Source organism: Paenalicyclobacillus cellulosilyticus (assembly GCF_014647315.1).
In the GTDB taxonomy this organism is placed as follows: domain Bacteria; phylum Bacillota; class Bacilli; order Alicyclobacillales; family Alicyclobacillaceae; genus Alicyclobacillus_J; species Alicyclobacillus_J cellulosilyticus.
This window is the reverse complement of the sequence record NZ_BMOY01000002.1, coordinates 57,293-82,435: the sequence shown is the minus strand read 5'-3', so window position 1 is coordinate 82,435 and position 25,143 is coordinate 57,293. Positions and strand designations below refer to the sequence as shown.

The following is a 25,143-nucleotide window of genomic DNA, read 5'->3' as shown; positions in this document are numbered from 1 at the left end:
CGAATTCTCTCCCTCGCAAAGGGGGGGAGGAAGCGTGGAAGAACTGTCGGCCGTCGATGTTTTGCAGCGCATTCTCGACGACGGCATACGCCGCCGGGCGTCGGACATCCATCTTCACCTGTATGCACAACGGTCGGAACTCGACGTGCGCTTCCGCGTTGGCGGCCGGGTCATGCCGTACCTGCGCGTGAACGACCTCGGGGCGAGTCTCATCCGGCGCGTGAAGGCTCTCGCGCGCATGGATGTGGCGGAGACACGGGTTCCGCAAGACGGGGCATTCGTCTGGCAGCGTGGCGAAGAAGTTTACCACGTGCGGACAGCCGTGATGCCCACGGTTTACGGAGAGGCCGCGGTATTGCGGTTGCTCGTCGCGAGTGGCGCCATGGCGCTGGCCGAGATTGGGTTGCGCAAGGAGCAGGTGGCGCAGGTGGAGCGGCTGCTGCAGCGGACAAGCGGGATGATCCTGGTGTCCGGCACGACCGGTGCAGGGAAAACGACGACCCTGTACGCCCTGATGTCGCAACTCGCCCGCTCCGGGCGGCACGTCGTCAGCATCGAAGACCCGGTGGAAGTCGTGTTGGACGTGTGTGATCAAGTCGAGGTGCGGGAACGGCAGGGTGTCACCTTCGCCGCCGTACTCAAAGCGCTGCTGCGCCACGACCCGGATGCCATCATGATTGGCGAGATCCGTGATGAAGAGACCGCGCGCGTCGCCGTCCGCGCCGCGTTGACCGGTCATCTGGTGCTCTCCACCACCCATGCGCGCGACTTCGTCGGTGCGGCGGCGCGTCTCGCCGAGCTCGGGGTACCGCGGCCGCTCATCGCGGACGTGTTGCTGGCGGTGATCACGCAGTCATTGACTGCCGCACCCTGCCGGGCGTGCGGCGGGATCGGCTGTGCACGCTGCGCGGAGAGCGGGATGGACCCGGAGCGCGCGGCCGCGTTTGCCATCCTGGAGGTCACGCCGGAGTGGGCGGCGCGTCTCGCGTCCGATGCGTCATGGGCGGCGTTGCGGGCGGGGGCAGAAGGCGTATGAACAACGTGAGGAATGCATGGTGGCTCGATGCGATGGACCATCTCGGCGCGCTGCTCGCGGCAGGCATCCCGTTGTCCGACGCGCTGCACCACGCGGCCAGGATGGCCCCAAAGCCGTTGGTCCGCTGGTTGCAGGAGGGCGAGGCGGCGGTGACGGCCGGTCAGCCTCTGTCCCAGGCCTGGCAGCCGGTTTGTCCGCAGATGCTGTGGCTGCTGCTGCGGGCGAGCGAGCACACGGGCGATGTGGCCGGCGCGTGTGCACGCTGGTGTGAGGACGTGCGTGCGCGTCAGGATTGGCAGCGTCAAGTTTGGCAGTCGGCCAGTTACCCGTCTGCGCTCATCCTGCTGGCGTTTGGCCTCTTGGCATTTGTCCGCGGGGCGGTGTTGCCGGCCTTCATGGCGCTGTACGCCCAGATGGGCGGGATCGAACCGCGATTTTTGGCTATGCTGGCCCAGGCCATGGTGATCATACCCGCCGCGCTGGGTCTGGCGGTGGCAGGATACGCGCTTTGCTTGGCTGCACTCTGGCGCGCTCGTGACCGCATTCCTGGCGCCGCTCGCTGGGCCAAGCGCCTGACGCCCGGGTTCCGTTTGTGGCGTTTGGCACGAACCCATCGTTTTTGCCTGTTGCTCTCACGTCTGCTCATGGCCGGCATTCCGGCCGTCGAAGCCCTCGCGGCCATGGCGGAGGCTGCGCCGAGGACGTGGTTGGCGGCTGTGGCGAACGCCATCCGTTTGCGCATCCTCGCGGGTCAATCCTTACCGCAGGCGTTTGCCGCCGATTGGGACCCGGTGTTCGGCCTGCTGTTGCAACAGGCGGAGCACACGGGCGAACTGGCGGAGGCGGTACGGCGTATGGAGTGGTACAGCCGGGATCGGTTGCGGACAGGTCTGGATCGCGCCGCGCGCACGGCGGAGCCGGTGCTGCTCGTGTTGCTCGGCGCCATGATTGGCATCATCATGTTCGCGGTCTTCGTTCCCACATATCACCTCATTTCCACCGTCAGCACCGGCGCACGGACATGGTGAAGGGAGAAACCGGACGAGGTTCTCGTTTGCTTCGCTGTGCAAACCGACGACAAGGCGACAGGCACAGGGACATCCAGGGCATGACGAAGGAGGAGTAAAAGGTGGTAAGAAATGTGATTTCCAGAAATCCGGCGTCTGCGCGCACCTGCCGGAACGGCCGTCGTGAGGGAGGATTTACCTTGATGGAGATGATGATTGCGGTCATGATTGTCGCGGTGATGACGGCCATTGCGATGCCGCATCTCCTTGGCGCCGGGCAGCGTGCGCAGGCGCTCGCTTGCCAAGAAAACGAGCGGACCATCCGCGACGCGCTGGCGGAGTACTACATGCTGCACCATCAGTTCCCGGCTGGTGACACAGCGGCGCAACTTCAGGCTCTGGTCGCGGACCACTTGCTCGACGCGGTGCCGAAGGAGCCAGCCGGCGGTCAGTATACCGTCGATGAAACCGATCCCGACCAAATTGTCGTCACCTGCAGTATCCACGGCAATCTGGGAGGTGCACCGTGATCGTGCGCGGACGTGAGCACGGTTTGACCTGCGTCGAACTCGTCGTGGCGTTGGTACTCGCCGTGGCGGCGACCGCCTGGATGCTTCCGGTAACCGCCCGCGCCTGGCGGTACGCAGACTTGGAGGTCACGGCGAATCGCCTCCTCGTCCACCTGCGGACGATGCAGCAGTTGGCGCAGACGCACGGGGTCTATGGTCTGGTGCGCATGTCTGGTTTCACGCCGGATTACGCGCTGTATCTTGGCAACGGCACCCAGTGCCTGGGACAATACGCGTTTCTGCCTGGCGTGAACTATTTCGACGGATATCTGCAGTTAAACACGCCGAACATTCAGTACGATGTGGCAGGGAACAGCCAAGTCGGCGGGGTCATTCGGTTGGTCGATGGTCCGGATGAAGCGGACATTCATCTTTATCTCGGCTCCGGTTTGCAGACTTTGACGATGGGAGGCGCAGGGTCTTGACGTTGGCGGAAGCGGTATGCAGCGTGTTCGTGTTGGCGGTCTTCGGGATGTCTTCGGGGATGGCTTGGGCTGCGTACGTCCGCTGTCACGAATCGCTTGCCGCGGAGCGCGAGGCGGTGGCTGCCGCCGATAACGCGGCCGAACGGTGGTGTGCTGGTGCGCCGGCACCTCAACCCATGGCGGGAGAAGGCAGGACGGAGGTGACGGAAAGTGTGGAGGGACAGGACTGGGTGCGGATTGAATCCCGCGTGGGGAACGCCAGCCAAGTGTTGTGGCTGCGGGGCTGAGGGCAAAGCCCGCTCCTGCGGCTTCGCACTGCTCGAGGTGATGGTCGCCCTCTGGGTAGGGGCGCTGGGGCTTTGGATGGCATCGAGCTTGGCCTGGTCGATGGGTTCTGGTGCGACACGGATGGAGCGTGACGCGGAAGAAGCGAGGGAGTGGGCTGCCGGATGGCGCGTGTTCGCTCATGACCTGCATGGCAGCCGCATCGCTACAGTGAGGAACGGCATCCTGACGTTGACCAGTGCCGACGGCACCCAGTACACGTACGTGGTCAACAACCAAGGCCAGTGGGTTCGTATTCGGGCGGGCGGGGGAACAGCTGTTCTGATGTCCGGGGTGACGAGCGTCGATGCACGCATCGCATGGCCTTTGCTGACACTCTGCGCCCGTTTTCCCTCGGGACAGACGTTTCAAGCCGACGTGTGCGGCCTCACCGCCTGATCGGAGATGCTGGGCCAGGGCGGCCTTTTCGCCAGAGAGAAATCTTATTCAATCTGTCCGGGGGGCGTGCGCTGCATGACGAAACCACGTGCGAGGGTTCGCGGCGCCGCCGCCATGACGGTGCGCGGCCGTCGGCTGCGCGACAAAGTTGAAGGCAGTGTCTTGCTCAGCGTCCTGTCGGTGTGTCTGTTTGCGACCAGTTTTCTCGTCGTGCTCGGCGTGGTGATGGCGGGGGAGGTGGAGATCACCCGTGAATCAGCATGGGAGCGGCAGGCGTATTGGCTTGCGCGCAGTTGTGCTCTGAGCGTCCTCCGCCAAGTCGAAGCAGGGTCGCTTTCCCCGGGTGCGGAACCATTGCAAAGCCCGAACGGGACGGTTCAGGTGACCGTAACCCAAAGCAGCGTCTGGTCCATCGTGGTGACCGCCACGACGGTCCATGCCAAGCATACCGTCCGCCTCATGTACGACCCGCGGATCGGGCGCGTGGTCATGTGGCAAGACGCTGCACCGGGTTGACAGGCGGCTGCGCGGACGTCTTCCCTGTGGTAGCATGGGAAAAGAGACAGACGCGCCGCATGGGCGCAGCGTGATGGGGGACGAATGCGGGTGAGGCGACCGTGCATCGCGTTGGTCGGTTTGATGGGTGCGGGGAAAACGAGCGTGGGCCGGGAGGTGGCGGAGCGGCTCGCGGTGCCGTTCATCGACCTGGACGAAGAGATTGTCCGCAGACAAGGGTGTTCCATACCAGACATCTTTGCGGCTTCCGGGGAGACGGGTTTCCGCCGCATGGAACACGACGTCCTGCAGGATGTCACCATGGCCCGGGCCGGGCAAGGCGGGGTGTTGGCGACCGGAGGCGGGGTGGTGGTCACTCCGGAAAACCGTACCCTGCTTCGCGCATCCTGGCACGTGGTCTGGTTGCGGGCGCGCGTGGAAACGTTGGTTGAACGGCTTGCCCGGGACGAGGCGGAACGCCCGCTCTTGCAGACGGGCCATCCCCTGGCCATGCGCGTACGCGAGTTGGCACGGATCCGTACCCCTTGGTACCGGGAGGTGGCCCATGCTGTGGTCGATGTCGACGGGTTGAGTGTGGCCGCGGTGGCTGAACAGGTCATCCAGTCGTGGTGCGGCGCCGTCAGCTCCCAACGTGTCCGGGAGGGGGAATGAGGGAATGCACCACATTCAAGACCTGCTTCCTCGCCGGTGGCGGCGGGCGGCTGCCAAGTACGACGCCGATTTCTTCCGCCGCGCCATCCCGGAGCTCGCCGAATGGGGGATTGCGGACGAAGAGATTGAACGTCATCGCGCGTTGTTGCTGGAACACCTGCGCCAGCATGCCATCTGCAACCGTTGCACCGGGTATGAGCAATGTGGAAAGGAAGGCGACATGCGCGGCTTCGTACAGACGCTTGTCCGGTACGGAGGTCAGTTGGCGGCCGCCGTCCACCGCTGCCCACCATATCAAGAATTCCAGTTGCGGCAGCGGGTGGCCCGGTGGGCGCAGTTGGCAGGGACGATGGAACAGGACAGCCGGTTTGTGTTCGCCAATTTCCCGGCGGAACAGCGACGGAAGTATCCGCGGCTCGTCCGTTTCGCAGAGGAGTTCGCCGAGACGTATCAACCGGGGCAGCCCGGGACCGGGGTGTACATCTTTGGTCCGCCCGGAGTCGGGAAGACGCATCTGCTCTTGGCGGTCATCAACCGGTTGCGCGAGCGTGGCGTGCCGTGCCTGTTCGTGCGTTCGGACGCGCTGTTCGATAAGATGCGGCAGATCATCGCCTCCGACGGCGACCTCGAATCGTTTTTGGACGCGTGTTCCACGGTACCCGTCCTCGGCATCGACGAGTTTGGGCAGGAACGGGCCAATGAGTTTACATTGGAAAAGTTGTTCCGCATCATCAACTTCCGGTTTCACGCCCAGTTGCCGACGTGGTTCACGAGCAACTTCCCGCCGCCGAGCCTGTACCGGCGCAACGGTGCCGATCTGGTCGAATCGGTCGGCCCGCTGCGCAGCCGCATCATGCAGATGACCAAACTGGCAAAGATGGACGGCGAGGACGCCCGGCAACGCCACTTGGAGTCATTGACTTGAAGCGGCGCGCAGCACAGCACAGCGGAAAGGAAAAGTGTTTGCGTGTCGGGCGTTTAGATGCGTTCCAAGAGTCCCACGAGCGCCAACTGAACCGGTTCAACCTCCAGCCGCGGCGTATACCGTTCTCGCACATCCCGCTCTTTTTTGGTGCGTTCAACCTGGAGGATGGTGCGTTCTTCCTCCGTCACCTCGGGCAACAGGCTCTGGTAGTATGTGCAGACTTGCCGCAGTTCGTCGTCGAGCCGCCTTTGCGCCTCTCGTGCCCAAGCATGTGGTTCCGTGCGCAGACGGCGCTCGACGTGTTGGGTTACGGCCGTGAACGCTTCCTGAAGCCCTATCCGTGCTTCGCTCAGGAGCTGGCGAGGGGGGCAGGGCACCATCGCCAGCCGGTGTACGGCGTCGTAGAACCCGTCGACCACCTGCCGGTTGACCAAGCAACACCCGACGGACCACAGGCTCTGTTCATTCAAATCACAGCGGCGGGTGATGCGCACATTCACCATCAGCCAGGGCACGGTACGATGGGCGTTTGCATCAGCAGGGCGGACGCTGGCGAAACGGCCCCGTGATGCGACGGAGGCCATGAGTTTTTCAAAGCGGAAGCTGCCGAGTGTCATCAACTCAGAGACAGGCGGCCGGAAAAACTGTTTTTCTAAGTCGGACAATTGTTGGTAAGACGGTGAAGCGAGCGCTTCTGTCCGCAGACGGACGTTTTCCCGTTCCGCGGCGTCTTCTGTGAACGCCAGGCGCAGCACGGTGGGCGGCACGACCTGGCCTGTCTGTTCCACCCACAGCCAGTAATATGGCCGGTCGGTCAATTCCTTGTCCACATCACGAGGCAACTCGAACTCCCGGTACGCTTCCGCTTGATAGACGCACTTCGCTCCGACGGCGGCGAAGTATGCCTCGCAGAACGCCTGCCGTTCCTCGGGTGTGCGCAGAGGGAGCGCGTGGTTCATGGTGAATGCCTCTCCTTATTGCTCCGCTGTCCTGGCTGGAAGAGTGCTTCGCCCAAGGCGAACAGACGCGCGCGAAACTGCTGTTCATCCTCGCTGGTCATCGCCAAGTCGAGGATCCGCTTCTCGAACTGACGGGCGGATACGCGCCGGTCGCCGACGATATAGTCGAGTTCTCCGATGACCAGTTCGAACATCCGGATCTTTTCCAGCAGGAGTTCGACGATGTGGGCTTCGATGGTGTCCACGGTGGACAGGTTGTAAATATATACCTCATGCGTTTGGCCAAGACGGTGGATGCGTCCGATCCGTTGCTCCAAACGCATCGGGTTCCAGGGCAGGTCAAAGTTGATCATATGGTGGCAAAACTGCAGATTGATCCCCTCGCCGCCCGATTCGGTGGCGACCAACACCTGAACCTTGCGGGCAAACAAATCCTGCATCCAGTCCTTCTTGCCGCGGCCGAATCCACCGCGAAACGGTACCGCGGTGATGCCTTGTCGCCGCAGCATGTAAAGCAAAAAGTCCTGTGTCGCGCGGTACTCGGTGAAGATGACACATTTGTCCTGCAAACCCGCGAGGATATCCAACACTTTTTCCACCTTGGTGTAGGTCTGCACTTGTTCTCCGAGCTGGATGAGGCGGGCCAGGGACGATCTCAGCTCCTCATCGCGCGCACGTTTCATCATCTTCTCGAGTGTGACCATGGCGGCGTATGGGGAGCTGCAGATCTCCCGCTGCAGGGTGATGAGGGGGAGCATCGAAACCCGTGCCTCGCTCCGCTGACGGTACTCGTCGCGCAAGAAGTCGTTGACCCTGTTGTAGAACACCCGCTCCGCATCGCTCAACGTGAGCTTGACGACCTCGACATGCCGTTTCGGCAGGTTGGTCGCGCCGTCACGGCGCCGGTTGCGTACCATCACCTGGGTGAGGCGTTGGCGCAAGGTCTCCGGATCGCGCGGGGCACGAGGGGTGATCAAAAACTCGGACGCAAAACGCTGGCTGCTCCCGAGTTCACCCGGTTTCAACAGCGTGATCAGCGCGTGCAGTTCACGCAGGTTGTTCTGGACCGGCGTGGCGGTGAGCAAGAGCATATATTTGTTGGGGATTTGATTGACCAGCAACCAGTTGCGCGAGCGCGGGTTTTTCAATTTATGCGCCTCGTCGACCACGACCAAGTCCCAAGCTTGGTTCAACACCTGGGTACGGTGCGGCTCGCGCTTGGCGGTATCGAGCGAGGCGATGACCACGTCGTGTTCTGCCCAGCTCCACGCGTTGCGCTGGACAAAGCAGCGGATCTTGAATTTTTCGGTTAATTCCCGCGTCCATTGTAACACCAGGGAGGCGGGGACAAGGATGAGGGCCTTCTTGACGAGGCCGCGCAACATATACTCTTTGATCACGAGCCCCGCTTCGATGGTCTTGCCGAGCCCGACTTCATCCGCAAGGATGGCACGGCCTCGCATCTCGCGGATCACGCGTTCCGCCGTCTCCACCTGATGAGGCAGCGGGGTGAAGCCGACGAGGTGGTCCAAGGCGAGCAGCCGCTCAAATCCGGCCGCCAACTGCGCCCGCAAGGCGGTATGGCACAACGTGAACAGCGTCCAAGAAGCGGCAGGGGGCGCTTGGTCGGCGGTGGATGCGAGAAAGGCTTGAAACGCTTCGAGACGTGCGCTTTCCATCCATTGGATGGGTACGGGGACGGGTGGAGGTGTTGGCGCAAGGACGCTTGGGTCCGGCAGGCGATGGTGTGCATGGCTGTGCATGGCGACGTCCTCCCTTCGCATGCCGGTGAGTGTGAAGCGTCCTTAGTATGGCGCAGATGGGCGCGATGTATGGCTCGCTGCCGCGTGAGAAGGATGGCAGATGGCCAAGTGTTCGGCCGCGTTCACCGCCAGTGCGCGCCAACCGTCCGGGGTGTGGCGAAACCGGTTGACGCACGTGTTCGCCAACGTGGCAGGCGGATCCACACCCGCCATGCGCAGGGCTTGGCGGATGAAGCCACCGTGCGTGACGGCGAGGATGCGCCCTTTGCGATGGATGGCCAATACGCGCCGGAACCAGTCCGCCATGCGCGCGGACAGTTGCGCTTCTGGCTCCGCGTCCGGGATGCCGTTGGGAAACCGCTCTGCAATCTCCTGTCTTGTCAATCCTTCGCCGCTGCCAAAACACCGCTCGCGCAACTGCTGGGTCACGAGGAGGGGGGCGTTCAGTTCACGCTGCAAGAGGGAAGCTGTCGTCCGGGCGCGGACGAGATCGCTGGTATACACGGCGCAGAACGGGACGCCGTGGAGTGCGGCGGCGAGCCGGCGGGCTTGACACCACCCCGCTTCGTTGAGCGGAATGTCCGTCCATCCTTGCAGCCGGCCGGCGTGGTTCCAATCGGTCTCACCGTGGCGGACGAGCCAGATTTCGAACAAATCCTTCCCTCCTTCTCTCGGTGGATAGGGTGGTCAAGTCATGTGTGCGCGACGGTGCATACGCAAAGAGGTATGCCGTCCGTTCGTTCCAGGCAGGGAAAGAGAACGTGTTCAAGCTCACCGTTCCAGTATAACAAGCGATATGATACAATGACACCGGCCTTGTCCCTACCCCGACAGACAAGGATGGTCGATGCGGTTTGGCCGGATCTCGGTACATTTTGTTGGTGAACGGTCCCAACCTGAACCGTTTGGGTGTGCGCCGTCCGGATGTGTACGGCGCGGAGACGCTGGCGGACATCAGGCGGCGTGTCGAACAAGTGACCCGCGCGTACGGCGTGGAGGTCCGCGCTTTTCAGTCCAACCACGAAGGCGCCATCATCGATTTTTTGCAGGCGGAAGGACCAGGTGCGCTCGGTCTCATCATCAACCCGGGGGCGCTGGGTCATTACGGATGGGCGTTGCGCGATTGCTTGGAAGACATCCACATCCCCGCCGTCGAGGTACACATCTCGAACGTCCACAAACGGGAACCGTTTCGCCATCAACTGGTGCTCGCCGGCGTGGTGACCGGCCAGGTGGTCGGCCTCGGCACGTACGGGTACGAGGCGGCGGCCCGCTATTTGATGGCCCTGTGCACAGGGGCAGGAGACGGTACGCAGTCAGAGGCAAGCACACAGCCCAAGGCGAGCACGCAGCCGGAGGCGGGGAGCGAGACATCATGACGGCGCGATTGGCGCGATTGCGCGAACGGTTGCGGCAGGAAGGGCTGGATGCGCTCTTGGTGACCGAACCGCACAACCGGAGGTACGTCTCCGGTTTCACCGGGACGTCGGGTGTCGCCTTGGTCACGGAACAAGCCGCCGTGTTTCTCACCGATTTTCGTTACCTCGAGCAAGCCCGGGCGGAGTGCGCCGGGTGGGTGATTGTGGACCAAGGCCAAGACGGGTTGGCCGCATTGCGCGAGCAACTGGTGCAACTTTGCGTCCAGCGGCTCGGGTTTGATCCGGACGATGTGTCGTACACCCTGTACGAACAGCTTGCCGGGATGGTCCGAGACGTCCCGGGTCTGGCGTTGATCCCGGCGCGCCGCCTCGTCGAAGACCTGCGCGTCATCAAGGACGAGGAAGAACTGGCGTGCATCGCGCGGGCGGCGGCCATCGCCGACGCAGCGTTTGCGCACATCCTCGGCGTACTGCGGCCGGGCTTGTCGGAATGGGAGGTCGCCTGGGAGCTCGAGACGTTCATGCGGCGCCAAGGCGCGTCATGCCCTTCCTTCACGACCATCGTCGCGAGCGGTTGGCGTTCTTCCCTTCCGCACGGTGTCGCCAGCGAGAAAGTATTGGCAAAAGGAGAGTTCGTCACACTAGATTTCGGCGCTGTCTACCAAGGATACTGTTCAGACATCACGCGCACCGTGGTGCTCGGGAACGCGACCGACGAACAGCGCAAGGTGTACAGCGTCGTACTGGATGCACAGCAACGGGCGTTGGACGAAATGCAAGCCGGCATGACCGGCGCCGAGATTGACCGGCTGGCGCGCGACGTGATTGCGGACGCAGGGTTCGGGGACGCGTTCGGGCACTCGCTCGGCCATGGCATCGGCTTGGATGTACACGAAGAGCCGCGGTTGTCGTGGCGCAATCCGGATCCGGTCCCCGCTGGAACCGTCGTGACGGTGGAGCCAGGCATCTACCTCCCGGGATGGGGCGGGGTGCGGATTGAAGACGACGTGTGGCTCGCCCCGAACGGCGAAAAGCGGCTGTTGACCCATGCGGACAAGCGCCTCATCTGCCTGTGAGCGGCAGCGGCTGCGTGCTTCGGCGCCCGTCGGGGCGAGCCTTTGCGTCGATGGCGTCGACCTACGTGAAAAAAACGCGCGGGGCGCGGCAAATCTGCATTTGGAGAGGAGTTCCGCCATACCGCGGCTGACAAGGAGGCTACAAGGGTGATTTCCAGCAACGACTTCCGCCCGGGGACGACGATTGAGTACGAAGGGGAGATCTATCGCGTCATCGAATTCATGCATGTCAAGCCCGGCAAGGGCGCCGCGTTCGTGCGCACGAAACTCAAAAATGTCAAGACGGGCGCCGTGAAGGAGCAGACGTTCCGCGCCGGGGAGAAGGTGCCGCGCGCCCGCATCGAGACGCGCGAAATGCAATATTTGTATCACGACGGCGATCTGTACACGTTCATGGACACGGAGACGTTCGAACAGATCCAGATCCCGCGGTCGCAGTTGGAGTACGAGCTGAATTTCCTGAAGGAGAACATGAACTGTTACGTGGTGCTCCACGAGGGTCAACCCATCGGCATCGACCTGCCGAACACCGTGGAGCTGGTGGTGGTGCAGACCGAGCCGGGCATCCGCGGCGACACCGCGACCGGCGGCAGCAAACCCGCCACCGTCGAGACCGGGTACACCCTGCAGGTGCCGTTGTTCGTCAACGAGGGCGACCGGATCATCATCGATACCCGCTCCGGCGAGTACATCTCCCGCGCCTGACCCGGCGCGGCCTGCTGCCGGTGGCTGAGGGCATTCCCTCAGCCGCCGGTTTTTTCGTGCGCGGTTTTTTGGCGGGCGAAACTGAAGACGAAGAACATCAGGATCACAAAGACCATCAGAAACACGACGATCCAACGGATCATGCTCGTTGCATCCACCATCACGACCTCCTCCGTGTGGCCTTGCACCTCGTTCCCTGCCATAGCATGCTGTACGGCGTCGAATCGTTCCTGTCACCTGCCGGGCAAGGTCATATCCCTCAGGGTGCGTCCATATACATGCACTGACTGGGGAGGTGGACGAGAACCGTGGCCGGGATGGAGAGAGAGACATGGGGTCAGGATGCAGGGTGGCAGGCGGTGGTGCGGCTGTGCCCTGCCGAGATCCAGCGCCGCCTGGCCCAGTTGCCGGCCAGCGTATGGACGCACGCCGAAGAAATCCGCTTCCGCATCGGCCAGCCGCTGCAACTGTGCGGCAGGGACTTCGACAGGTTCCTCCACCAAGACCACGGCTTGACGGACGACACCCGTGCAGGTTACGTGGTCACGCAGGAAACCTTGACCCAGATGGTGCAGGCGGTGACCCAGTCGTCTCTTTACGCCGTCGAGGAAGACCTGCGCCGCGGTTTTGTCACCATCCCGGGCGGGCACCGCGTCGGCATCGCCGGGCGGGCGGTTTTGTTTGAGAGCGGACAGGTTCGCACCGTGCGCAGCATCACGTCGTTAAACGTCCGGATTGCGCGCGAACGCCTCGGCGCAGCCGCCGGTTTGGCGCCGTACGTCGTCCACCCGGGGACGGACGCTCCCTGCAATCTGCTCATCCTTTCGCCTCCGCAGTGCGGCAAAACCACGTTGTTGCGCGATCTCGCCCGCAGTTGGAGCGAGGGCGGGTGGCGCGGCATCAGGCCGCGGAAGGTTTGCATCGTCGACGAACGATCCGAGATCGCGGGGTGTGTCCACGGGGTGCCGTATTTTCGCCTGGGTCCCCGCACGGATGTCTTGGACGGTTGTCCGAAGGCGGAGGGGATGCTGATGGCCATCCGCAGCCTGTCGCCCGAGGTGTTGGTCACCGACGAAATCGGCCGCCAAGCCGACCGCGATGCCATCTTGGAGGCCGCGCACGCCGGTGTGGCGGTGGTGGCGAGCGCCCACGCCCGCAGCGTGGACGAGTGGCGATCGCGGCCGTACATGCGCGACCTGTTCGATGCGCGCGTATTCGACCGCTACGTAATTCTCAGCCGGCGCCGCGGCCCGGGGACCATCGAGCAGGTGCTTGGCCGGGAAGGGACGCCGCTCGGGACGTTGGACCGGCATGGACGAGGTCGGCAGAGCGATGGTTAGGCTGCTCGGCGCAGCACTGATCATGGTCGCGTGCACAGGCATCGGCTTTCGCATCGCCCGCGACTACCGGGAGCGGCCGCGCCAATTGCGCGGGCTGATGCATGCACTGCGGGTGCTGCAGACCGAGATTGAATACACGGCGACGCCGCTGCCGCAAGCCCTGGAGCGTGTGGCGCGCCGTGCACCCGCACCCGTCAAGGTGTTGTTCGAAACGGCGGCCGAAGGTCTCCGCGATCCGCAACAGACGTTGGACACGGCCTTTCAGGCGGGCATGGCCGCGCTCGATGCCCAATCGGCGTTGCGCAAGCAGGACTACGACGTGCTGTGGGAGTTCGGCCGCACGCTGGGGACGTCGGACCGGTTGCACCAAACGCAGCACATCGCGGCCACGCTGGAGCATCTGGCGGCGCTCGAACGGGAGGCGCGCGATCTGCAACGACGCAACGAACGACTATGGCAATACCTGGGCGTCCTCACCGGGATCGCCTTGCTCATCCTGCTGTCATAGCCGTCAGCCCAACCTGTTGCGACGGAGGGGACACGCATGACGCCGGAGATTCGGGTGGTCTTTCAACTGGCGGGCATCGGGTTTTTGGTCGCCATCCTCCACACCCTGCTCAAACAGAGCGGCAAAGAGGAGTTTGCGCACTGGACCGCTTTTCTGGGCATGGTGGTGGTCTTCATTGTCGTCATCGGGTACGTGGACCACCTGTATCGTGAGATTGAACAAGTCTTTCTCCACCAGTAGGTGGGCTGCGATGCACGTGCTGCAGATGGTGGGCGTGGGCATGGTGGCCACGGTGCTTGTGGCCCTGTTGCGGCCTCTGGTGCCGGGATTCGCCATGCTGGTGGGCATGCTGGCAGGCGTGGTGCTCCTGTGGATGGTGGTCGGCGGCATGGAGCCGGTGCTCGCAACCCTCTCCGCGCTCGCCGAAGCCGCCCGGGTCGATCACGGTTTTTTGACCACCGTGCTCAAGATCATCGGGATTGCGTACATCGTGGAGTTCGCCGCGCAGGTGGCGCGCGACGCCCAGGAAAACGCGCTGGCGGGGAAGATCGAACTGGCAGGCAAGGTCGGGATCGCGGTCCTCGCCATCCCCATCGTGACCGATGTGGTGCAAGCGCTCGTACATCTGCTGCCGTAAGCACCGAGGCAAAGGGGTATCCCTCTCGGAGAGGAGGGCTGTCGCATGCACGGCCGTCGGCCTCGCCGTCCGCGAACGCGCTTCCTGTTGTCCTTGGCTTTCCTGGCATGGTTCGCAGCTTGCTGCGTCCTGTGGGTGCCGTCTGCGCGGGCGGATGATGCGCAAACTGCGGCCGCCGGGGTCAAGGCGCAAGCGGAGGAACAGCTGGACGAAGTGCCGACCCAGGCCATCGATCAGTTCTGGCGGCAGCTTGTGTCTGAGTACGGCGGGTATCTGCCTGATGCACAGGGAACGAATCTCACCCGGGCGGTCCTGGAGAGCGGCGGCTTCAACGTGGCAGGCTTGTGCAAGGGCCTGCTGCGCTACTTTTTGTCGGAGTTGTTCGATAACGCACGCCTGTTGGGGACCATGCTCATGCTGTCGGTGCTGGCGGCGGTGCTTGCGTCGCTGCAGACGGCGTTCGAACGCCAGACGGTGAGCCAGGTCGCGTATTTTGCCGTCTTTATGGTCCTCATGGTCCTGGCCATCGGTTCGTTCACGGAGGCGATTGGATACGGAAAACACGCCATCCAGGCGATGGTCGACTTCATGATGGCGTCGGTGCCGGTGCTGATCGCCCTGTTGGCGGCGTCCGGTTCGGTGGCATCGGCCGCATTCTTCAAGCCGATGTTGATGCTGACGGTCAACTTCGTGAGCAACGTGGTCTTGCTGGTCGTGTTCCCGCTCATCTTCTTCGCCGCGCTGCTCGACATCACCAGCGCCCTCTCGCCCCGGTATTCCCTCACACGGCTCGCATCGTTGCTCCGTTCGGGCGGAGTGTTCGTCCTCGGGATCTCGATGAGCGTGTTTCTCGGCGTCAGCGCCGTGCAAGGGGTGGGCAAAGGCGTCGCGGACGGCGTGGCGCTGCGGGCGATGAAGTTCGTCTCGAGCAATTTCATCCCTGTCGTCGGCAAGTCGCTGTCGGATGCTTGGGAAACGGTGGCGAGCGCCTCGATGTTGGTGAAGAACGCGGTCGGGATCGCGGCGGTCATCATCCTGGCGTGCATCGCCCTGTTTCCCGCGGTGAAGATCCTCGCCCTGGTGTTTGTCTACAACGGCAGCGCCGCGCTCATGCAGCCGTTGGGGGACAACCCGATGGTGGCTTGCCTCGGCGCGCTGGCGAAGAGCCTGCTGCACGTGTTCGCGGCGGTCGCGGTGGTGGCGCTGATGTTCTTTCTCAGCGTGTGCGTGCTCCTCGCGTCAGCCAACCTGGCGGTGGTGATGCGGTGACGGTGCTCGGCGCATGGCTGAAACAGATCATCCTCCTCGTGCTGCTCGCGGTCATCACCGACATGCTTCTGCCCACGCAGACTCTGCAAAAATACGTCCGCACCGTGTTGGGGCTCGCCGTCGTGGCCGCCATGCTGCAACCGGTGATCCCGTTTTTCCGCGGGGACTGGATGCAGCATCTGGCACAGGCGGTCGAGACGGAGTGGTTCGGCGCCCCGCCGGCCCAGGTGGCCACGCCGGCGCTCAAGGATTACACCGCCGGTATGGAGCGGCAGGCGGCGGCGACGGCGGACCAGTATCTGGCGCGCACGATCGCCGAGGAGCTCGCTCGTCGCTTCGGCGTGCACGGCGCGCAGGTGTCCGTGACGGGCAGCGCCGAAGGCGTGCGCGCACTCCGGGTGTTCGTCAACATACCGCGGCCCGCGCCCATCGACGCGATCGCGCTGCGCGACGGTGTAGCCGCATGGCTCGGCGTGGCACCCGCGCAGGTCGTGATCCGGACGGGAGGGGGGTGAAGGGATGGATTGGAAGCCTGTGCAGCAAAACCGGTGGTTGATTGTCCTGGGGCTTGCCGGTGTGGCCTGTCTGCTGGCGGGCACTTGGTGGCAAGGTTCCAGCCGTCTGCCAGCCGCCGCACCCGCGATGACCAGGGCGGATACCGGGGGACAAGGCGCTGCCGGGACGGGCGCAGGCGGCGCAGGTTCGCTCATCTCATACCAAAGCCAGCTCGAACAGCGGTTGACCCAGATGCTCAGGCGCATTGCGGGGATCCACGACGTGTCGGTGATGGTCACCCTGGATTCCACCGAGCAGCTCCAGGTGGCCACCCAGGAGCGGACGACGACGCAGCGGCAGAACGGCGGTCAGGGCAGTTCGTCTTCCCAGACGGTGGACAAACAAGTGTTCGTGGAGCACACCGCCGACGGGGCGGAGGTCCCGTTTGTGGTCCGCAAGGACACACCCACGGTTCGCGGCGTACTCGTCACGGTCGCGGCGGACGATTTCTATGTCGCCAAGAGCGAGATTGTGGACGCGGTCAGTCATGTGCTGGACGTGCCCGCATATAAAATTAGCGTGGCGCCCGAGCAAGCAAACGGCGAGTGATGGGAGGAGAAGGGAATGGTCAAACGGCAAACCGTCTGGCTCTCGACGATGATGGTGTTGTCCCTGATGCTCATCGGTTATTACACCATGAACAACGGCGGCCAGCAGGCGGCGACCTCGAACGACAACGGCCCCATGGTGAGCACCGCCGTCGAGCCGGCGCCAAGCGGCTCCCAGACAGGTGCAGCGCATGCGCCGCAAACGTCTCCCGCCCAAGGGACGGGTACCAAGGCGACGCAAGCGGCCACGGCGACGACCCCGGCGAATGCGAAGAGCACATCGGCGCAAACGACGAGCGGCGTGCCGAACGAGTCGGTGAGCGATTGGTTCATCAATTATCAGAACCAGGTGGAACAGAACTTGTCGCAAAAGGAAGACATGTACCAGAGCATCCTCACCAACAACAACGCGTCGACCGAGCAGATTGCGCGCGCGGAGCAGGAGTTGCAGCAGTTGCACAACCTGGAGGGCGGCATGGCGGACGCGATGGACGCCATCAAGGGCGAAGGGTACAAGAACTGTGTGATTGTCCCGAACGTGGACGGCAACTCGGTCACGGTATACGTGCAAGCGCCGAAAGGGCTGACGGCCGATCAAGCGGTGCAGATCATGAACATCGTCTCGCGCCAGATGAACGTGCCCATCAACCATGTGTACGTCAATTGGAAGTGACCGCAGAGAGGATGCGGCCGCCCCGCCGGTGCACGGCGGGGCGCTTGTTATGGGCGGCACCGGCATGCACGGCAGTTTTCGCCTATGCTATACTAGGACGAGCAAGTTCGAGGCGGGGACCGCCGAGGAGTGGGTGACCGTTGTTGAAGATCGACGACATCCGGGACCTGATCCGCCTGCTCGACGAATCGAGCTTGACGGAGTTGAGGATAGAGACGGAAGACATGAAGCTGTGCCTCAAGAAGGCCCTGACGGCCCCCGTGACACCGCCTGCCGCAGCGGCCGCGGCCGTCGCGCCGCCTCCGGCAGCTGCTGCCTCGTTCTTGCCTTCCCCCGAGGCCGCCGCTGCGCCGGCTGCCGACCCTGCACCCCCGGCAGGGCCGGCGGGTCCGGCGCCGGTGCAAGAGGCGAACATCCACACCATCACCTCGCCGATGGTGGGGACGTTTTACCGCGCGCCGTCGCCCGACGCGCCGCCGTATGTGGATGTGGGATCCAGGGTGACGGAAAAGACGGTGGTATGCATCGTGGAAGCCATGAAGCTGATGAACGAGATTGAGGCGGAGTGCCGCGGGGAGATCATCGAAGTATTGGCGGAGAACGGCCAGTTGGTGGAATACGGCCAGCCGTTGTTCCGCGTCCGGCTCGGGTGAGGAATCGCCATATGTTCAACCGCATCTTGGTCGCAAATCGAGGCGAGATCGCCGTTCGCATCATCCGCGCCTGCCGGGAACTGGGGATTGAGACGGTGGCGGTGTATTCGGAGGCTGATCGCGACGCGTTGCATGTCCAGTTGGCCGATGAGGCGTATTGTATCGGCCCGACGCCGAGCAAGCAAAGCTACCTGCACATCCCGAGCATCATCACGGTCGCGGCGTTGACGGGTGTGGACGCGATTCACCCTGGATACGGGTTTTTGGCGGAAAACAGCGACTTCGCGGATGTCTGCGAGGCCTGCGGCATCACGTTCATCGGCCCGAGTCCGCGGGCCATCGAAACGATGGGGGACAAGTCGGCCGCCCGCGCGGCGATGCGCCGTGCCGGCGTACCGACCGTACCGGGCAGTGACGGGTTGGTGGCCGACGCCAACGAAGCGGAGCGGATTGCGGAAGAGATTGGGTACCCGGTGCTCATCAAGGCGACCGCGGGTGGCGGGGGCAAGGGCATCCGCGTTGTCCACGACCGGGCGTCGCTCAGGCAGGCGTTCGCCACTGCCCAGCATGAGGCGGAAACGGCGTTTGGCAACCCTGGTGTGTACATCGAGAAGTATATTGAACGGATGCGGCACGTGGAAATCCAGATATTGGCAGACCGCCACGGCAACGTGATCCACCTTGGCGAACGCGACTGCTCTGTGCAGCGCCGTCTGCAGAAACTGGTGGAAGAAGCGCCGTGTCCCGTCTTGTCGGAGGAAACGCGCCGGCGCATGGGCGAGGCGGCGGTGGCGGCGGCACGCGCGGTGGATTATGTCGGGGCGGGCACCGTTGAATTCATCTATTCGTTGGACGGCTCGTTTTACTTCATGGAGATGAACACGCGGATCCAAGTCGAGCACCCGGTCACGGAGTGGGTGACGGGTGTCGATCTCGTCCGCGAGCAGATCCTCGCGGCAGCGGGGTACCCGTTGTCCATCCGGCAGGAGGACGTGGTGTTGCGCGGACACGCCATCGAGTGCCGGATCAACGCGGAAGACCCGGACCGTAATTTCATGCCCTGTCCCGGGCAGATCACCGAGTATCTGCCGCCGGGCGGCATCGGCGTGCGGGTGGACAGCGCGGCGTACCCGGGGTACGTGGTGCCGCCCTACTACGATTCGATGATCGCGAAGCTGATTGTGTGGGCGCCGGACCGGCAACAGGCTATCCAGCGCATGCTGCGTGCGCTCGGCGAGTTTCGGATTGAAGGCGTCAAGACCACCATCCCGTTTCACATGAAGTTGATGCAGAACGAACGCTTCCAGCGCGGCGAGGTGACCACCCGCTTCCTGGAGGAGCACCCGCTCTGATATACTGGCCATGACGAAAGAACAGGAGGACGGCCCATGGCGGATGAGATGGGTTTTCAGGCGACGGAATTCGGAAAGATCCAGATTGCCGACGAGGTCATCCAGGTCATCGCCGGCTTGGCGGCGAGCGAGGTACCGGGTGTCGCCGGGATGAGCGGGAGCTTCGCCGGCGGGCTGACCGAGTCTATCCTTGGACGCAAGAATCTGGCCAAGGGTGTAAAAGTCCGCTTCGAAGACGAGGATAAAAGTTGTGCGGTGGACCTGTCGGTGGTGCTTGAATACGGGGTGAACATCCCGGAGGTCGGCCTCGCTGTCCAGGAGAATGTCAAACAGGCCATCGAGAGCATGACCGGCCTGAAGGTTTCCGCTGTGCACCTCCATGTGTCCGGCATCGTGTTTCAGCAGGAGAAAGGAAGGGAGCTCCCGGACGCAGGCGGGGAGCGCCGCAGCAAGCCGTGAGGGGCGGGCCGTGAGCCGGAGGAGGCGGATCGCGTGAGTGCGTTGGATCGGATCCTGCTCGTCATCCTTTCCCTGGCGGGCGTCGGCGCGGGAATTGTGCTTTTGTCGCTGGGCATCGGGGTGCCCGGCGATTGGTCCGCGGCGGTATTCAACGGCGTGACCGCGTTTCCTGGCGATGTGTACGCGGTCATCGCCGGCATCGTCCTCATCCTGCTCGGCGTGCGCTTTTTGTTCTACCGCATCGGCGGGGCACGGGACGGGCACGCCGTCGTCCTGAGCGGGGATCACGGCAGCATCCGCATCTCGTTTGACACGGTGCGGGAATTGGCGAACCGTACGGGTCAGACTGTCCGCGGTGTGCACGATCTCGATACCCGGGTGCGCGGCGGCCAAACGGGTGTCTTGTTGTCCATTCGCGTCCGGGCTTTGCCCGACGTGGATTTGGCCCAGATGAGCGCGGAGATCCAACGCGCGGTCAAGTCGTACGTGGAACAGACGGCGGGCGTCGGCGTGGAAAAGGTGTTCGTGCACGTGGTCTCGCTGGCCGGTTCGCCGCCGCCGGTGAAGAGCACCCGGGCGTGGGTGGAGTGAGCCATGAACTGGCTGCTGGCCGTCTGGATGTGGCTGCGGAACCTCCCGCGGCGGTGGCAGGGTTGCCTGGCGGGTTGCGGGATCTGGGCCTTGTGGATGCTGTTCGGGTTTTGGGCCACGTTGGGTCTGCTTGTTCTCGCCGGGCTCGGATACGCGGCCGGTCTGCTCAGTGAACAGCGCAAGTCGTGGCGCGACGTCGTGGAGAAGCTGCTGTCCGACAGGTTCGGGGAATAGTTCGGGTAGCGCATGGACACAGCGGATGCGGGGACGGCGGGAGGAGGAACGAGATGGGTCGGCATGAAGCGCGCCGGTGCGCGTTGCAGGCACTGTATCAAATCGATGTCGGACGGGTTCGGCCTGCGGCCGCGGTCGCGCACGTCCTGGCGGAAGCGGAGCATCCCAAGCGCGAGCGTGACGCCGAGTATGTGCGCACCTTGGTGGAAGGGACCGCCGCCCACCGGGAGGCCATCGATGAACTGCTCGCCAAGCACGTGCAGGGCTGGCGGCTCGACCGGATTGCCAAGGTGGATTTGAACGTGTTGCGTCTCGCGGTGTACGAGCTGATGTACGAACGCGACGTGGATGTGGCCACCATCGTCGACGAAGCGGTGGAATTGGCCAAGGAGTTCGGCACCGAGGCGTCCGGACGTTTTGTGAACGGTGTGTTGGCGCGCGTGTTGCCGGCGGCGACGGCGTTTCGGGCCTGACGGTCCGTCGTTTCACCGCAGACACGGCGCGCGGATGTCTGCCGGCTTTGGAGCACACCGCGGGATCAGCGCGTGGCGGCGGGAGGGGGATGGCTTGCCGGCCGGATTGATTCTTGGCATCGACACCAGCAACTACACCACCTCGTTGTGTGCGCTCTCCGCAGAGGACGGCACGCTCCTGGCCGACGTGCGGAGGGTGCTCCCGGTCGCGGAAGGGGAGCGCGGGCTGCGGCAATCGGACGCGCTCTTTTTTCATATCCAGCGCCTGCCGTCGCTGATGGACGAGTTGGTCCGTCAACTGCGTGGACGAGGATGTACGAAGTGGCGGTGGTGTGCGGTCGGGGCGTCGGTCCGTCCGCGGCCGTTCGGACGCTCCTACATGCCGGTGTTCACGGCGGGCGTGAGCTTCGGTTGGTCGTTGGCGCGCGCGGCGGGATTGGTGTTCATCCCGACGTCCCATCAAGAGGGGCACCTGGCGGCGGCGGAGTACTTCCTCCATGGGCCGGGGTCGCGCGTGGAGGCGGCGCGGGAGCAGGTGGAGGCGCCGCATGCTTTCTCCGCCTTCGGCGGCCATCCGGCGCTTGACGCCTCATCATCCCACGGCACCCGTGGTTCGTCCGACACCCCGTTCCTCGCGGTCCACCTCTCCGGTGGCACATCGGACGTGCTGTACGCCGAACGAACGCGGTGGGGCTACCGGATTGAGATGGTGGGCGAGGGAGCGGACCTGCACGCCGGGCAGTTTGTCGATCGCGTCGGGGTGGCTCTCGGCCTGCCGTTTCCGGCAGGGCCTGCCTTGGAGCGGTTGGCCGCGGAGGCGGCGGGCGACGGCCTGACCTTCCCGGTGCGGGTCGACGGGGCGCGGATGAGTTTTTCCGGTCCGTGCAGCGCGGCGCTGCGGGCCATCGACGGCGGGGCACCGGCGGCGGAGGTGGCGCGCGGGGTGGAGCGCGCCATCGCCAATGCGGTGGCAAAGGCGGTGGCCTATGCGTACCGGCAACGCCCGGCGCCGCGCTGCATCGTCGCGGGCGGCGTGGCGAGCAACCGGTATGTGCGGGATCGGATCGAGCGGCGTTTGGCCAAGGCGTGCCCAGGCTTGGCGGTGGCGTTTGCCCCGGCGCGCTATGCGTCCGATAACGCGGTGGGCGTGGCGTACATCGCGTGGCGCGGGCTATCTGTGCTCTTCTAAAAAATCCGTGGCCTCTCGCCAAAATTCGCGGTATAATGAGCGCAGTATGCCAACAGGTCCCGCAGCTTGATCGCGACCATCGCGGTAGGACAGGCGATGATTCGCGTGTACGAGCGGCAAGAGGAGGTACGCCACGTTGAGCAATACCCCGAGCGCGCAAACGGAAAAGGTATTCGACATCACCATCATCGGCGGGGGGCCGACCGGGCTGTTCGCGGCATTCTATTGCGGCATGCGCGACGCCACGTGCAAAATCATCGACAGCCTGCCTGAGTTGGGCGGCCAATTGGCCACCTTGTATCCGGAAAAGTACATCTACGATGTGGGCGGATTTCCGAAGATCAAGGCGAGGACGTTGGTGGAACAACTCAAGGAACAGGCGTTCCAGTACAACCCGGCGGTGCATCTCAATGAACGTGTGGAACACCTCCGCCGCCGGGAGGACGGCATCATCGAGTTGGTGACGGACAAAGGGACCCATTATTCGCGCGCGGTCATCATCTGCGCGGGCATCGGCGCGTTCACGCCCAAGGAGTTGCCGGCGCAAAGCGCGAAGCAGTTTGTGGGCAAAGGGGTCTATTACTTCATTGACGACCTGGAGAAGTTCCGGGGCAAGCGGGCGCTCGTCATCGGCGGCGGCGATACGGCCGTCGACTTCGCCTTGATGCTGGAGAGCGTCGCGGCGAAGGTGACGCTCATCCACCGCCGCGACCAGTTCCGCGCGCATGAGGACAGCGTGAAGCAGTTGTTCAATTCGTCGGTCGAGGTCAAGACGTTCGTGGAACTCCACGAGGTGCACGGCGGCGACTGGGTGGAGCGGGCGACGCTCATCCACAACAAGACCAAGGAGACGTTCGACATCGAGGTGGACGCCATCGTCAGCGGCCTTGGCTTCAGCGCCTCGCTCGGGCCCATCGCCAACTGGGGGCTGCAGATTGAGGGCAACGAGATCGTCGTCAACACCAAGATGGAGACGAACATCCCCGGGGTCTACGCCGCGGGGGACATCGTGACGTACCCGGGCAAGGTGAAGTTGATCGCCACCGGGCTGGGCGAGGCCCCGACGGCGGTCAACAACGCCAAGACGTATATCGATCCGAAAGCAAGGCTGTTCCCAGGGCACAGCAGCAACCGCAAGGAGTGAGCCGCGGCCTGCTTGTCCTTGTATGGCATGGCAGCAAAACCCGGCGGCTCGGCGTCCCGGCGGCGGGCGGGACGGATCCCGCTTCAGGCGGAACCGGCCCGTTCCTCGTAGTGCAGACATCCTGTTCACACCGCGCGCGGGCGGTGTGAATTTTTTCCTCTCGCCAAGGGGGAGATGGGGTGAAGGGTGAGGATGGCGTCTGGTCGGTCAGCCAGCTGACCGCTCTCATCAAAGCCAGGCTGGAGTCGGACGAGCGGTTGGTGAACTGCTGGGTGGTGGGGGAGATCTCGAATTTCAAGCACCACACCAGCGGCCACATGTACTTCACGCTCAAGGACGACCAGGCCCGCATCCGGGCGGTGATGTTCGCCGGCCGCAACCGGAATCTGACGTTTCGCCCGGAAGACGGGATGCGGGTCATCTGCCGCGGCAGCGTCGGGGTGTTCGAGCGCGACGGCCAATATCAACTCTATGTCGAAGAGATGCAGCCGGACGGGATTGGCGCGCTTTACGTGGCGTTTCTCCAGTTGCGTGACCGCCTCGCCGCCGAAGGGCTGTTCGATCCGGCGCGCAAGCGCCCGCTGCCGCGTTACCCGCGGCGCATCGGTGTGGTGACGTCTCCGACCGGAGCCGTGATCCGCGACATCTGCGCCACGCTCCAGCGCCGCTATCCGCTGGCCTCGGTGGTGTTGGCCCCGGCGCTCGTGCAGGGTCCGGAGGCGGCCGCTTCCATCGAGGCGGCGCTGCAGCGCCTGGCCGGGTTGCAAGGGGATGAGCGCGTCGACGTCATCATCGTCGGGCGGGGCGGCGGATCGCTCGAAGAGCTCTGGCCGTTCAACGAAGAGCGTGTCGCGCGGGCGGTGGCCGGCTGTCCCGTGCCGGTGGTGTCGGCGGTCGGCCACGAGACCGACGTGACCATCTGCGATTTCGCTGCGGACAAGCGCGCCCCGACACCGACGGCGGCTGCGGAGATGGTCGCTCCGGATCAAGCGGACCTGCGCGTCGCCTTGCTTCAGATGGAGGCGCGGGCGCGGCAGGCGTTGCGCTGGAAGTTGGACGTGGCGCACGAACGCCTGCAGCGGGCCGTGGGGTCGCCAGCGTGGGCACAGCCGAAGCGGTGGCTTGACCTGCGCCGGCAGGTGGTGGATCACCTGGAGGGCCAGGCCCGCCGGTTCGGCGTGCGCCGGGTGCACATCGCGCGGGAGCAGGTGAATCGCCTGCAGGAGCGGCTGCACCGGCTCGACGTCCGCATGCCGGTTCGGCGCGCGTCATCCATCTTGGAACAGCGCCACCTGCGCGCACGCACCCTGATGTTCCAGCGCCTGACGCAGGCGAAGACACAGTGGGAGCGGGTGGCGGCCGCGCTGGAAGCCCTCAACCCGCTCGCGGTCTTGCGCCGCGGCTACAGCGTCGTCTACCGGGCGGACACCGACCAGGTGTTGACCTCGGTCCGGCAGGTTCAACCTGGCGATCCCGTCCGCATTCAGTTCGCGGACGGCAGCGTCCTGGCCAAGGTGGCCGGTGGAAAGGAAGATGGGTATGACCGAACCGAACAAGCCCGATTGGACCTTTGAGACCGCGATGAAGCGCCTCGAGGAGATCATTCGCAGGTTGGAATCGGCCGAGCTGCCGCTGCACGAGGCGATTGAGCAGTATAAAGAATCCTTGCACCTCGTGCGCTTCTGCCGCGAGATGTTGGACAAGGCGGAGTTGGAGATCGAACAGCTGCTCCAGGAGCCGCCCCAGGCGGCGGTTTCAGCGCAGCCGGGCGAGGAGGCGTGATG

Annotated in this window: 34 protein-coding genes; 30 read left to right on the top strand and 4 right to left on the bottom strand. The window is 64.1% G+C overall.

Features of this window, described 5'->3' with window-relative positions; all coding sequences use genetic code 11:
- Positions 1-34 precede the first annotated feature (34 nt).
- The 9 genes from IEX97_RS01155 (at position 35) to zapE (ending at position 5,852) form a co-directional block, all read left to right on the top strand.
- On the top strand, positions 35-1,036 hold the full coding sequence (locus IEX97_RS01155) for a GspE/PulE family protein (protein WP_188880640.1): 1,002 nt from the start codon (positions 35-37) through the stop codon (positions 1,034-1,036).
- Entirely contained in the window at positions 1,033-2,064 is a 1,032-nt protein-coding gene (locus IEX97_RS01150) for a type II secretion system F family protein (protein ID WP_188880639.1), read from the top strand. Before IEX97_RS01155 ends, IEX97_RS01150 begins: the two co-directional genes overlap by 4 nt.
- Before the next feature lie 101 nt (positions 2,065-2,165).
- Positions 2,166-2,573: a competence type IV pilus major pilin ComGC gene (locus tag IEX97_RS01145; RefSeq protein WP_308426172.1), complete on the top strand. Its 408-nt coding sequence runs from the start codon at positions 2,166-2,168 to the stop codon at positions 2,571-2,573.
- Complete coding sequence (locus tag IEX97_RS01140) at positions 2,570-3,037, top strand: prepilin-type cleavage/methylation domain-containing protein (RefSeq protein WP_188880638.1); 468 nt, start codon at positions 2,570-2,572, stop codon at positions 3,035-3,037. The genes IEX97_RS01145 and IEX97_RS01140 overlap by 4 nt, the downstream gene beginning before the upstream one ends.
- Complete coding sequence (locus tag IEX97_RS01135; protein WP_188880637.1) at positions 3,034-3,324, top strand: hypothetical protein; 291 nt, start codon at positions 3,034-3,036, stop codon at positions 3,322-3,324. Before IEX97_RS01140 ends, IEX97_RS01135 begins: the two co-directional genes overlap by 4 nt.
- Positions 3,325-3,400: 76 nt before the next feature.
- Positions 3,401-3,760 carry a hypothetical protein gene (locus tag IEX97_RS01130; protein WP_188880636.1) on the top strand — a complete coding sequence of 120 codons (360 nt, stop codon included), beginning with the start codon at positions 3,401-3,403 and terminating at the stop codon, positions 3,758-3,760.
- A 75-nt stretch (positions 3,761-3,835) separates the two neighbouring features.
- Positions 3,836-4,276 carry a hypothetical protein gene (locus tag IEX97_RS01125; protein WP_188880635.1) on the top strand — a complete coding sequence of 147 codons (441 nt, stop codon included), beginning with the start codon at positions 3,836-3,838 and terminating at the stop codon, positions 4,274-4,276.
- A gap of 90 nt (positions 4,277-4,366) precedes the next feature.
- A complete protein-coding gene (locus tag IEX97_RS01120; protein ID WP_188880634.1) occupies positions 4,367-4,927 on the top strand; it encodes a shikimate kinase in 561 nt (186 codons plus the stop codon).
- Positions 4,928-4,931: 4 nt separating this feature from the next.
- A complete protein-coding gene (gene zapE, locus IEX97_RS01115; RefSeq protein WP_188880633.1) occupies positions 4,932-5,852 on the top strand; it encodes an AFG1/ZapE family ATPase in 921 nt (306 codons plus the stop codon).
- 53 nt (positions 5,853-5,905) lie between these two features.
- Here the strand turns inward: zapE and IEX97_RS01110 are convergent, their stop codons facing one another.
- From IEX97_RS01110 to IEX97_RS01100, 3 genes are read right to left on the bottom strand one after another with little or no spacing between them, the layout of a single operon-like run.
- Positions 5,906-6,811 carry a YqhG family protein gene (locus tag IEX97_RS01110; RefSeq protein ID WP_188880632.1) on the bottom strand — a complete coding sequence of 302 codons (906 nt, stop codon included), beginning with the start codon at positions 6,809-6,811 and terminating at the stop codon, positions 5,906-5,908.
- Positions 6,808-8,574 carry a DEAD/DEAH box helicase gene (locus tag IEX97_RS01105; protein WP_229776198.1) on the bottom strand — a complete coding sequence of 589 codons (1,767 nt, stop codon included), beginning with the start codon at positions 8,572-8,574 and terminating at the stop codon, positions 6,808-6,810. The genes IEX97_RS01110 and IEX97_RS01105 overlap by 4 nt, the downstream gene beginning before the upstream one ends.
- Before the next feature lie 42 nt (positions 8,575-8,616).
- Positions 8,617-9,228, bottom strand: coding sequence for a histidine phosphatase family protein (locus IEX97_RS01100; RefSeq protein ID WP_188880631.1), 612 nt, complete (start codon positions 9,226-9,228; stop codon positions 8,617-8,619).
- 200 nt (positions 9,229-9,428) lie between these two features.
- Between IEX97_RS01100 and IEX97_RS01095 the strand changes: the two genes are divergently transcribed.
- The 3 genes from IEX97_RS01095 (at position 9,429) to efp (ending at position 11,734) form a co-directional block, all read left to right on the top strand.
- Positions 9,429-9,953, top strand: a complete 525-nt coding sequence (locus IEX97_RS01095) for a type II 3-dehydroquinate dehydratase (protein ID WP_188880630.1) — start codon at positions 9,429-9,431, stop codon at positions 9,951-9,953.
- The gene (locus IEX97_RS01090) at positions 9,950-11,029 is read left to right on the top strand and encodes an aminopeptidase P family protein (protein WP_188880629.1); all 1,080 of its coding nucleotides are present in this window, start codon (positions 9,950-9,952) and stop codon (positions 11,027-11,029) included. The genes IEX97_RS01095 and IEX97_RS01090 overlap by 4 nt, the downstream gene beginning before the upstream one ends.
- A 147-nt stretch (positions 11,030-11,176) precedes the next feature.
- The gene (gene efp / locus IEX97_RS01085; RefSeq protein ID WP_188880628.1) at positions 11,177-11,734 is read left to right on the top strand and encodes an elongation factor P; all 558 of its coding nucleotides are present in this window, start codon (positions 11,177-11,179) and stop codon (positions 11,732-11,734) included.
- Between the two features lie 38 nt (positions 11,735-11,772).
- Here efp and IEX97_RS13880 read toward each other — a convergent pair whose 3' ends face one another.
- On the bottom strand, positions 11,773-11,898 hold the full coding sequence (locus IEX97_RS13880; RefSeq protein WP_268238296.1) for a hypothetical protein: 126 nt from the start codon (positions 11,896-11,898) through the stop codon (positions 11,773-11,775).
- Positions 11,899-12,051: 153 nt separating this feature from the next.
- On the opposite strand from IEX97_RS13880, the gene spoIIIAA reads away from it, so the two are divergent.
- The 18 genes from spoIIIAA (at position 12,052) to xseB (ending at position 25,141) form a co-directional block, all read left to right on the top strand.
- Positions 12,052-13,074 (top strand): stage III sporulation protein AA, encoded by a 1,023-nt coding sequence (gene spoIIIAA / locus IEX97_RS01080; protein WP_188880692.1) that lies wholly within the window; start codon positions 12,052-12,054, stop codon positions 13,072-13,074.
- Positions 13,067-13,582 carry a stage III sporulation protein SpoIIIAB gene (spoIIIAB, locus tag IEX97_RS01075; RefSeq protein WP_188880627.1) on the top strand — a complete coding sequence of 172 codons (516 nt, stop codon included), beginning with the start codon at positions 13,067-13,069 and terminating at the stop codon, positions 13,580-13,582. Before spoIIIAA ends, spoIIIAB begins: the two co-directional genes overlap by 8 nt.
- Positions 13,583-13,618: 36 nt before the next feature.
- Positions 13,619-13,822, top strand: a complete 204-nt coding sequence (gene spoIIIAC, locus IEX97_RS01070; RefSeq protein ID WP_188880626.1) for a stage III sporulation protein AC — start codon at positions 13,619-13,621, stop codon at positions 13,820-13,822.
- Positions 13,823-13,832: 10 nt separating this feature from the next.
- Positions 13,833-14,219, top strand: a complete 387-nt coding sequence (gene spoIIIAD, locus IEX97_RS01065; RefSeq protein WP_188880625.1) for a stage III sporulation protein AD — start codon at positions 13,833-13,835, stop codon at positions 14,217-14,219.
- A gap of 45 nt (positions 14,220-14,264) precedes the next feature.
- On the top strand, positions 14,265-15,488 hold the full coding sequence (spoIIIAE, locus tag IEX97_RS01060) for a stage III sporulation protein AE (protein ID WP_188880624.1): 1,224 nt from the start codon (positions 14,265-14,267) through the stop codon (positions 15,486-15,488).
- Positions 15,485-16,003, top strand: coding sequence for a stage III sporulation protein AF (gene spoIIIAF / locus IEX97_RS01055; RefSeq protein ID WP_188880623.1), 519 nt, complete (start codon positions 15,485-15,487; stop codon positions 16,001-16,003). Before spoIIIAE ends, spoIIIAF begins: the two co-directional genes overlap by 4 nt.
- Positions 16,004-16,007: 4 nt before the next feature.
- On the top strand, positions 16,008-16,592 hold the full coding sequence (locus IEX97_RS01050; protein WP_188880622.1) for a hypothetical protein: 585 nt from the start codon (positions 16,008-16,010) through the stop codon (positions 16,590-16,592).
- A 15-nt stretch (positions 16,593-16,607) separates the two neighbouring features.
- Positions 16,608-17,264, top strand: coding sequence for a SpoIIIAH-like family protein (locus IEX97_RS01045; protein WP_188880621.1), 657 nt, complete (start codon positions 16,608-16,610; stop codon positions 17,262-17,264).
- A gap of 140 nt (positions 17,265-17,404) precedes the next feature.
- Positions 17,405-17,917, top strand: a complete 513-nt coding sequence (gene accB, locus IEX97_RS01040) for an acetyl-CoA carboxylase biotin carboxyl carrier protein (RefSeq protein ID WP_188880620.1) — start codon at positions 17,405-17,407, stop codon at positions 17,915-17,917.
- Between the two features lie 11 nt (positions 17,918-17,928).
- Positions 17,929-19,269: an acetyl-CoA carboxylase biotin carboxylase subunit gene (gene accC, locus IEX97_RS01035; RefSeq protein ID WP_188880619.1), complete on the top strand. Its 1,341-nt coding sequence runs from the start codon at positions 17,929-17,931 to the stop codon at positions 19,267-19,269.
- 36 nt (positions 19,270-19,305) lie between these two features.
- Positions 19,306-19,728: an Asp23/Gls24 family envelope stress response protein gene (locus IEX97_RS01030; RefSeq protein WP_188880618.1), complete on the top strand. Its 423-nt coding sequence runs from the start codon at positions 19,306-19,308 to the stop codon at positions 19,726-19,728.
- A 33-nt stretch (positions 19,729-19,761) separates the two neighbouring features.
- Complete coding sequence (gene amaP / locus IEX97_RS01025; RefSeq protein WP_188880617.1) at positions 19,762-20,319, top strand: alkaline shock response membrane anchor protein AmaP; 558 nt, start codon at positions 19,762-19,764, stop codon at positions 20,317-20,319.
- 3 nt (positions 20,320-20,322) lie between these two features.
- Complete coding sequence (locus IEX97_RS01020) at positions 20,323-20,553, top strand: DUF2273 domain-containing protein (RefSeq protein ID WP_188880616.1); 231 nt, start codon at positions 20,323-20,325, stop codon at positions 20,551-20,553.
- Between the two features lie 53 nt (positions 20,554-20,606).
- Complete coding sequence (nusB, locus tag IEX97_RS01015) at positions 20,607-21,026, top strand: transcription antitermination factor NusB (protein ID WP_188880615.1); 420 nt, start codon at positions 20,607-20,609, stop codon at positions 21,024-21,026.
- 94 nt (positions 21,027-21,120) lie between these two features.
- Positions 21,121-22,215: a Kae1-like domain-containing protein gene (locus IEX97_RS01010; protein ID WP_229776196.1), complete on the top strand. Its 1,095-nt coding sequence runs from the start codon at positions 21,121-21,123 to the stop codon at positions 22,213-22,215.
- Between the two features lie 136 nt (positions 22,216-22,351).
- Positions 22,352-23,359, top strand: coding sequence for an NAD(P)/FAD-dependent oxidoreductase (locus IEX97_RS01005; protein WP_188880613.1), 1,008 nt, complete (start codon positions 22,352-22,354; stop codon positions 23,357-23,359).
- Positions 23,360-23,538: 179 nt separating this feature from the next.
- The gene (gene xseA, locus IEX97_RS01000; protein ID WP_188880612.1) at positions 23,539-24,933 is read left to right on the top strand and encodes an exodeoxyribonuclease VII large subunit; all 1,395 of its coding nucleotides are present in this window, start codon (positions 23,539-23,541) and stop codon (positions 24,931-24,933) included.
- Positions 24,899-25,141, top strand: a complete 243-nt coding sequence (gene xseB, locus IEX97_RS00995) for an exodeoxyribonuclease VII small subunit (protein WP_229776195.1) — start codon at positions 24,899-24,901, stop codon at positions 25,139-25,141. Before xseA ends, xseB begins: the two co-directional genes overlap by 35 nt.
- Positions 25,142-25,143 lie beyond the last annotated feature (2 nt).

Bases quoted from the DNA above. Each gene is read 5' to 3' on its own strand.
- IEX97_RS01150 (WP_188880639.1), top strand. From the start codon at position 1,033: ATGAACAACGTGAGGAATGCATGGTGGCTCGATGCGATGGACCATCTC.
- IEX97_RS01130 (WP_188880636.1), top strand. From the start codon at position 3,401: ATGGCATCGAGCTTGGCCTGGTCGATGGGTTCTGGTGCGACACGGATG.
- IEX97_RS01125 (WP_188880635.1), top strand. From the start codon at position 3,836: ATGACGAAACCACGTGCGAGGGTTCGCGGCGCCGCCGCCATGACGGTG.
- zapE (WP_188880633.1), top strand. From the start codon at position 4,932: ATGCACCACATTCAAGACCTGCTTCCTCGCCGGTGGCGGCGGGCGGCT.
- IEX97_RS01110 (WP_188880632.1), bottom strand. From the start codon at position 6,811: ATGAACCACGCGCTCCCTCTGCGCACACCCGAGGAACGGCAGGCGTTC.
- IEX97_RS01105 (WP_229776198.1), bottom strand. From the start codon at position 8,574: ATGCACAGCCATGCACACCATCGCCTGCCGGACCCAAGCGTCCTTGCG.
- IEX97_RS01090 (WP_188880629.1), top strand. From the start codon at position 9,950: ATGACGGCGCGATTGGCGCGATTGCGCGAACGGTTGCGGCAGGAAGGG.
- spoIIIAA (WP_188880692.1), top strand. From the start codon at position 12,052: ATGGAGAGAGAGACATGGGGTCAGGATGCAGGGTGGCAGGCGGTGGTG.
- spoIIIAB (WP_188880627.1), top strand. From the start codon at position 13,067: ATGGTTAGGCTGCTCGGCGCAGCACTGATCATGGTCGCGTGCACAGGC.
- spoIIIAC (WP_188880626.1), top strand. From the start codon at position 13,619: ATGACGCCGGAGATTCGGGTGGTCTTTCAACTGGCGGGCATCGGGTTT.
- spoIIIAD (WP_188880625.1), top strand. From the start codon at position 13,833: ATGCACGTGCTGCAGATGGTGGGCGTGGGCATGGTGGCCACGGTGCTT.
- spoIIIAE (WP_188880624.1), top strand. From the start codon at position 14,265: ATGCACGGCCGTCGGCCTCGCCGTCCGCGAACGCGCTTCCTGTTGTCC.
- IEX97_RS01050 (WP_188880622.1), top strand. From the start codon at position 16,008: ATGGATTGGAAGCCTGTGCAGCAAAACCGGTGGTTGATTGTCCTGGGG.
- IEX97_RS01045 (WP_188880621.1), top strand. From the start codon at position 16,608: ATGGTCAAACGGCAAACCGTCTGGCTCTCGACGATGATGGTGTTGTCC.
- accC (WP_188880619.1), top strand. From the start codon at position 17,929: ATGTTCAACCGCATCTTGGTCGCAAATCGAGGCGAGATCGCCGTTCGC.
- IEX97_RS01030 (WP_188880618.1), top strand. From the start codon at position 19,306: ATGGCGGATGAGATGGGTTTTCAGGCGACGGAATTCGGAAAGATCCAG.
- IEX97_RS01020 (WP_188880616.1), top strand. From the start codon at position 20,323: ATGAACTGGCTGCTGGCCGTCTGGATGTGGCTGCGGAACCTCCCGCGG.
- nusB (WP_188880615.1), top strand. From the start codon at position 20,607: ATGGGTCGGCATGAAGCGCGCCGGTGCGCGTTGCAGGCACTGTATCAA.
- xseB (WP_229776195.1), top strand. From the start codon at position 24,899: ATGACCGAACCGAACAAGCCCGATTGGACCTTTGAGACCGCGATGAAG.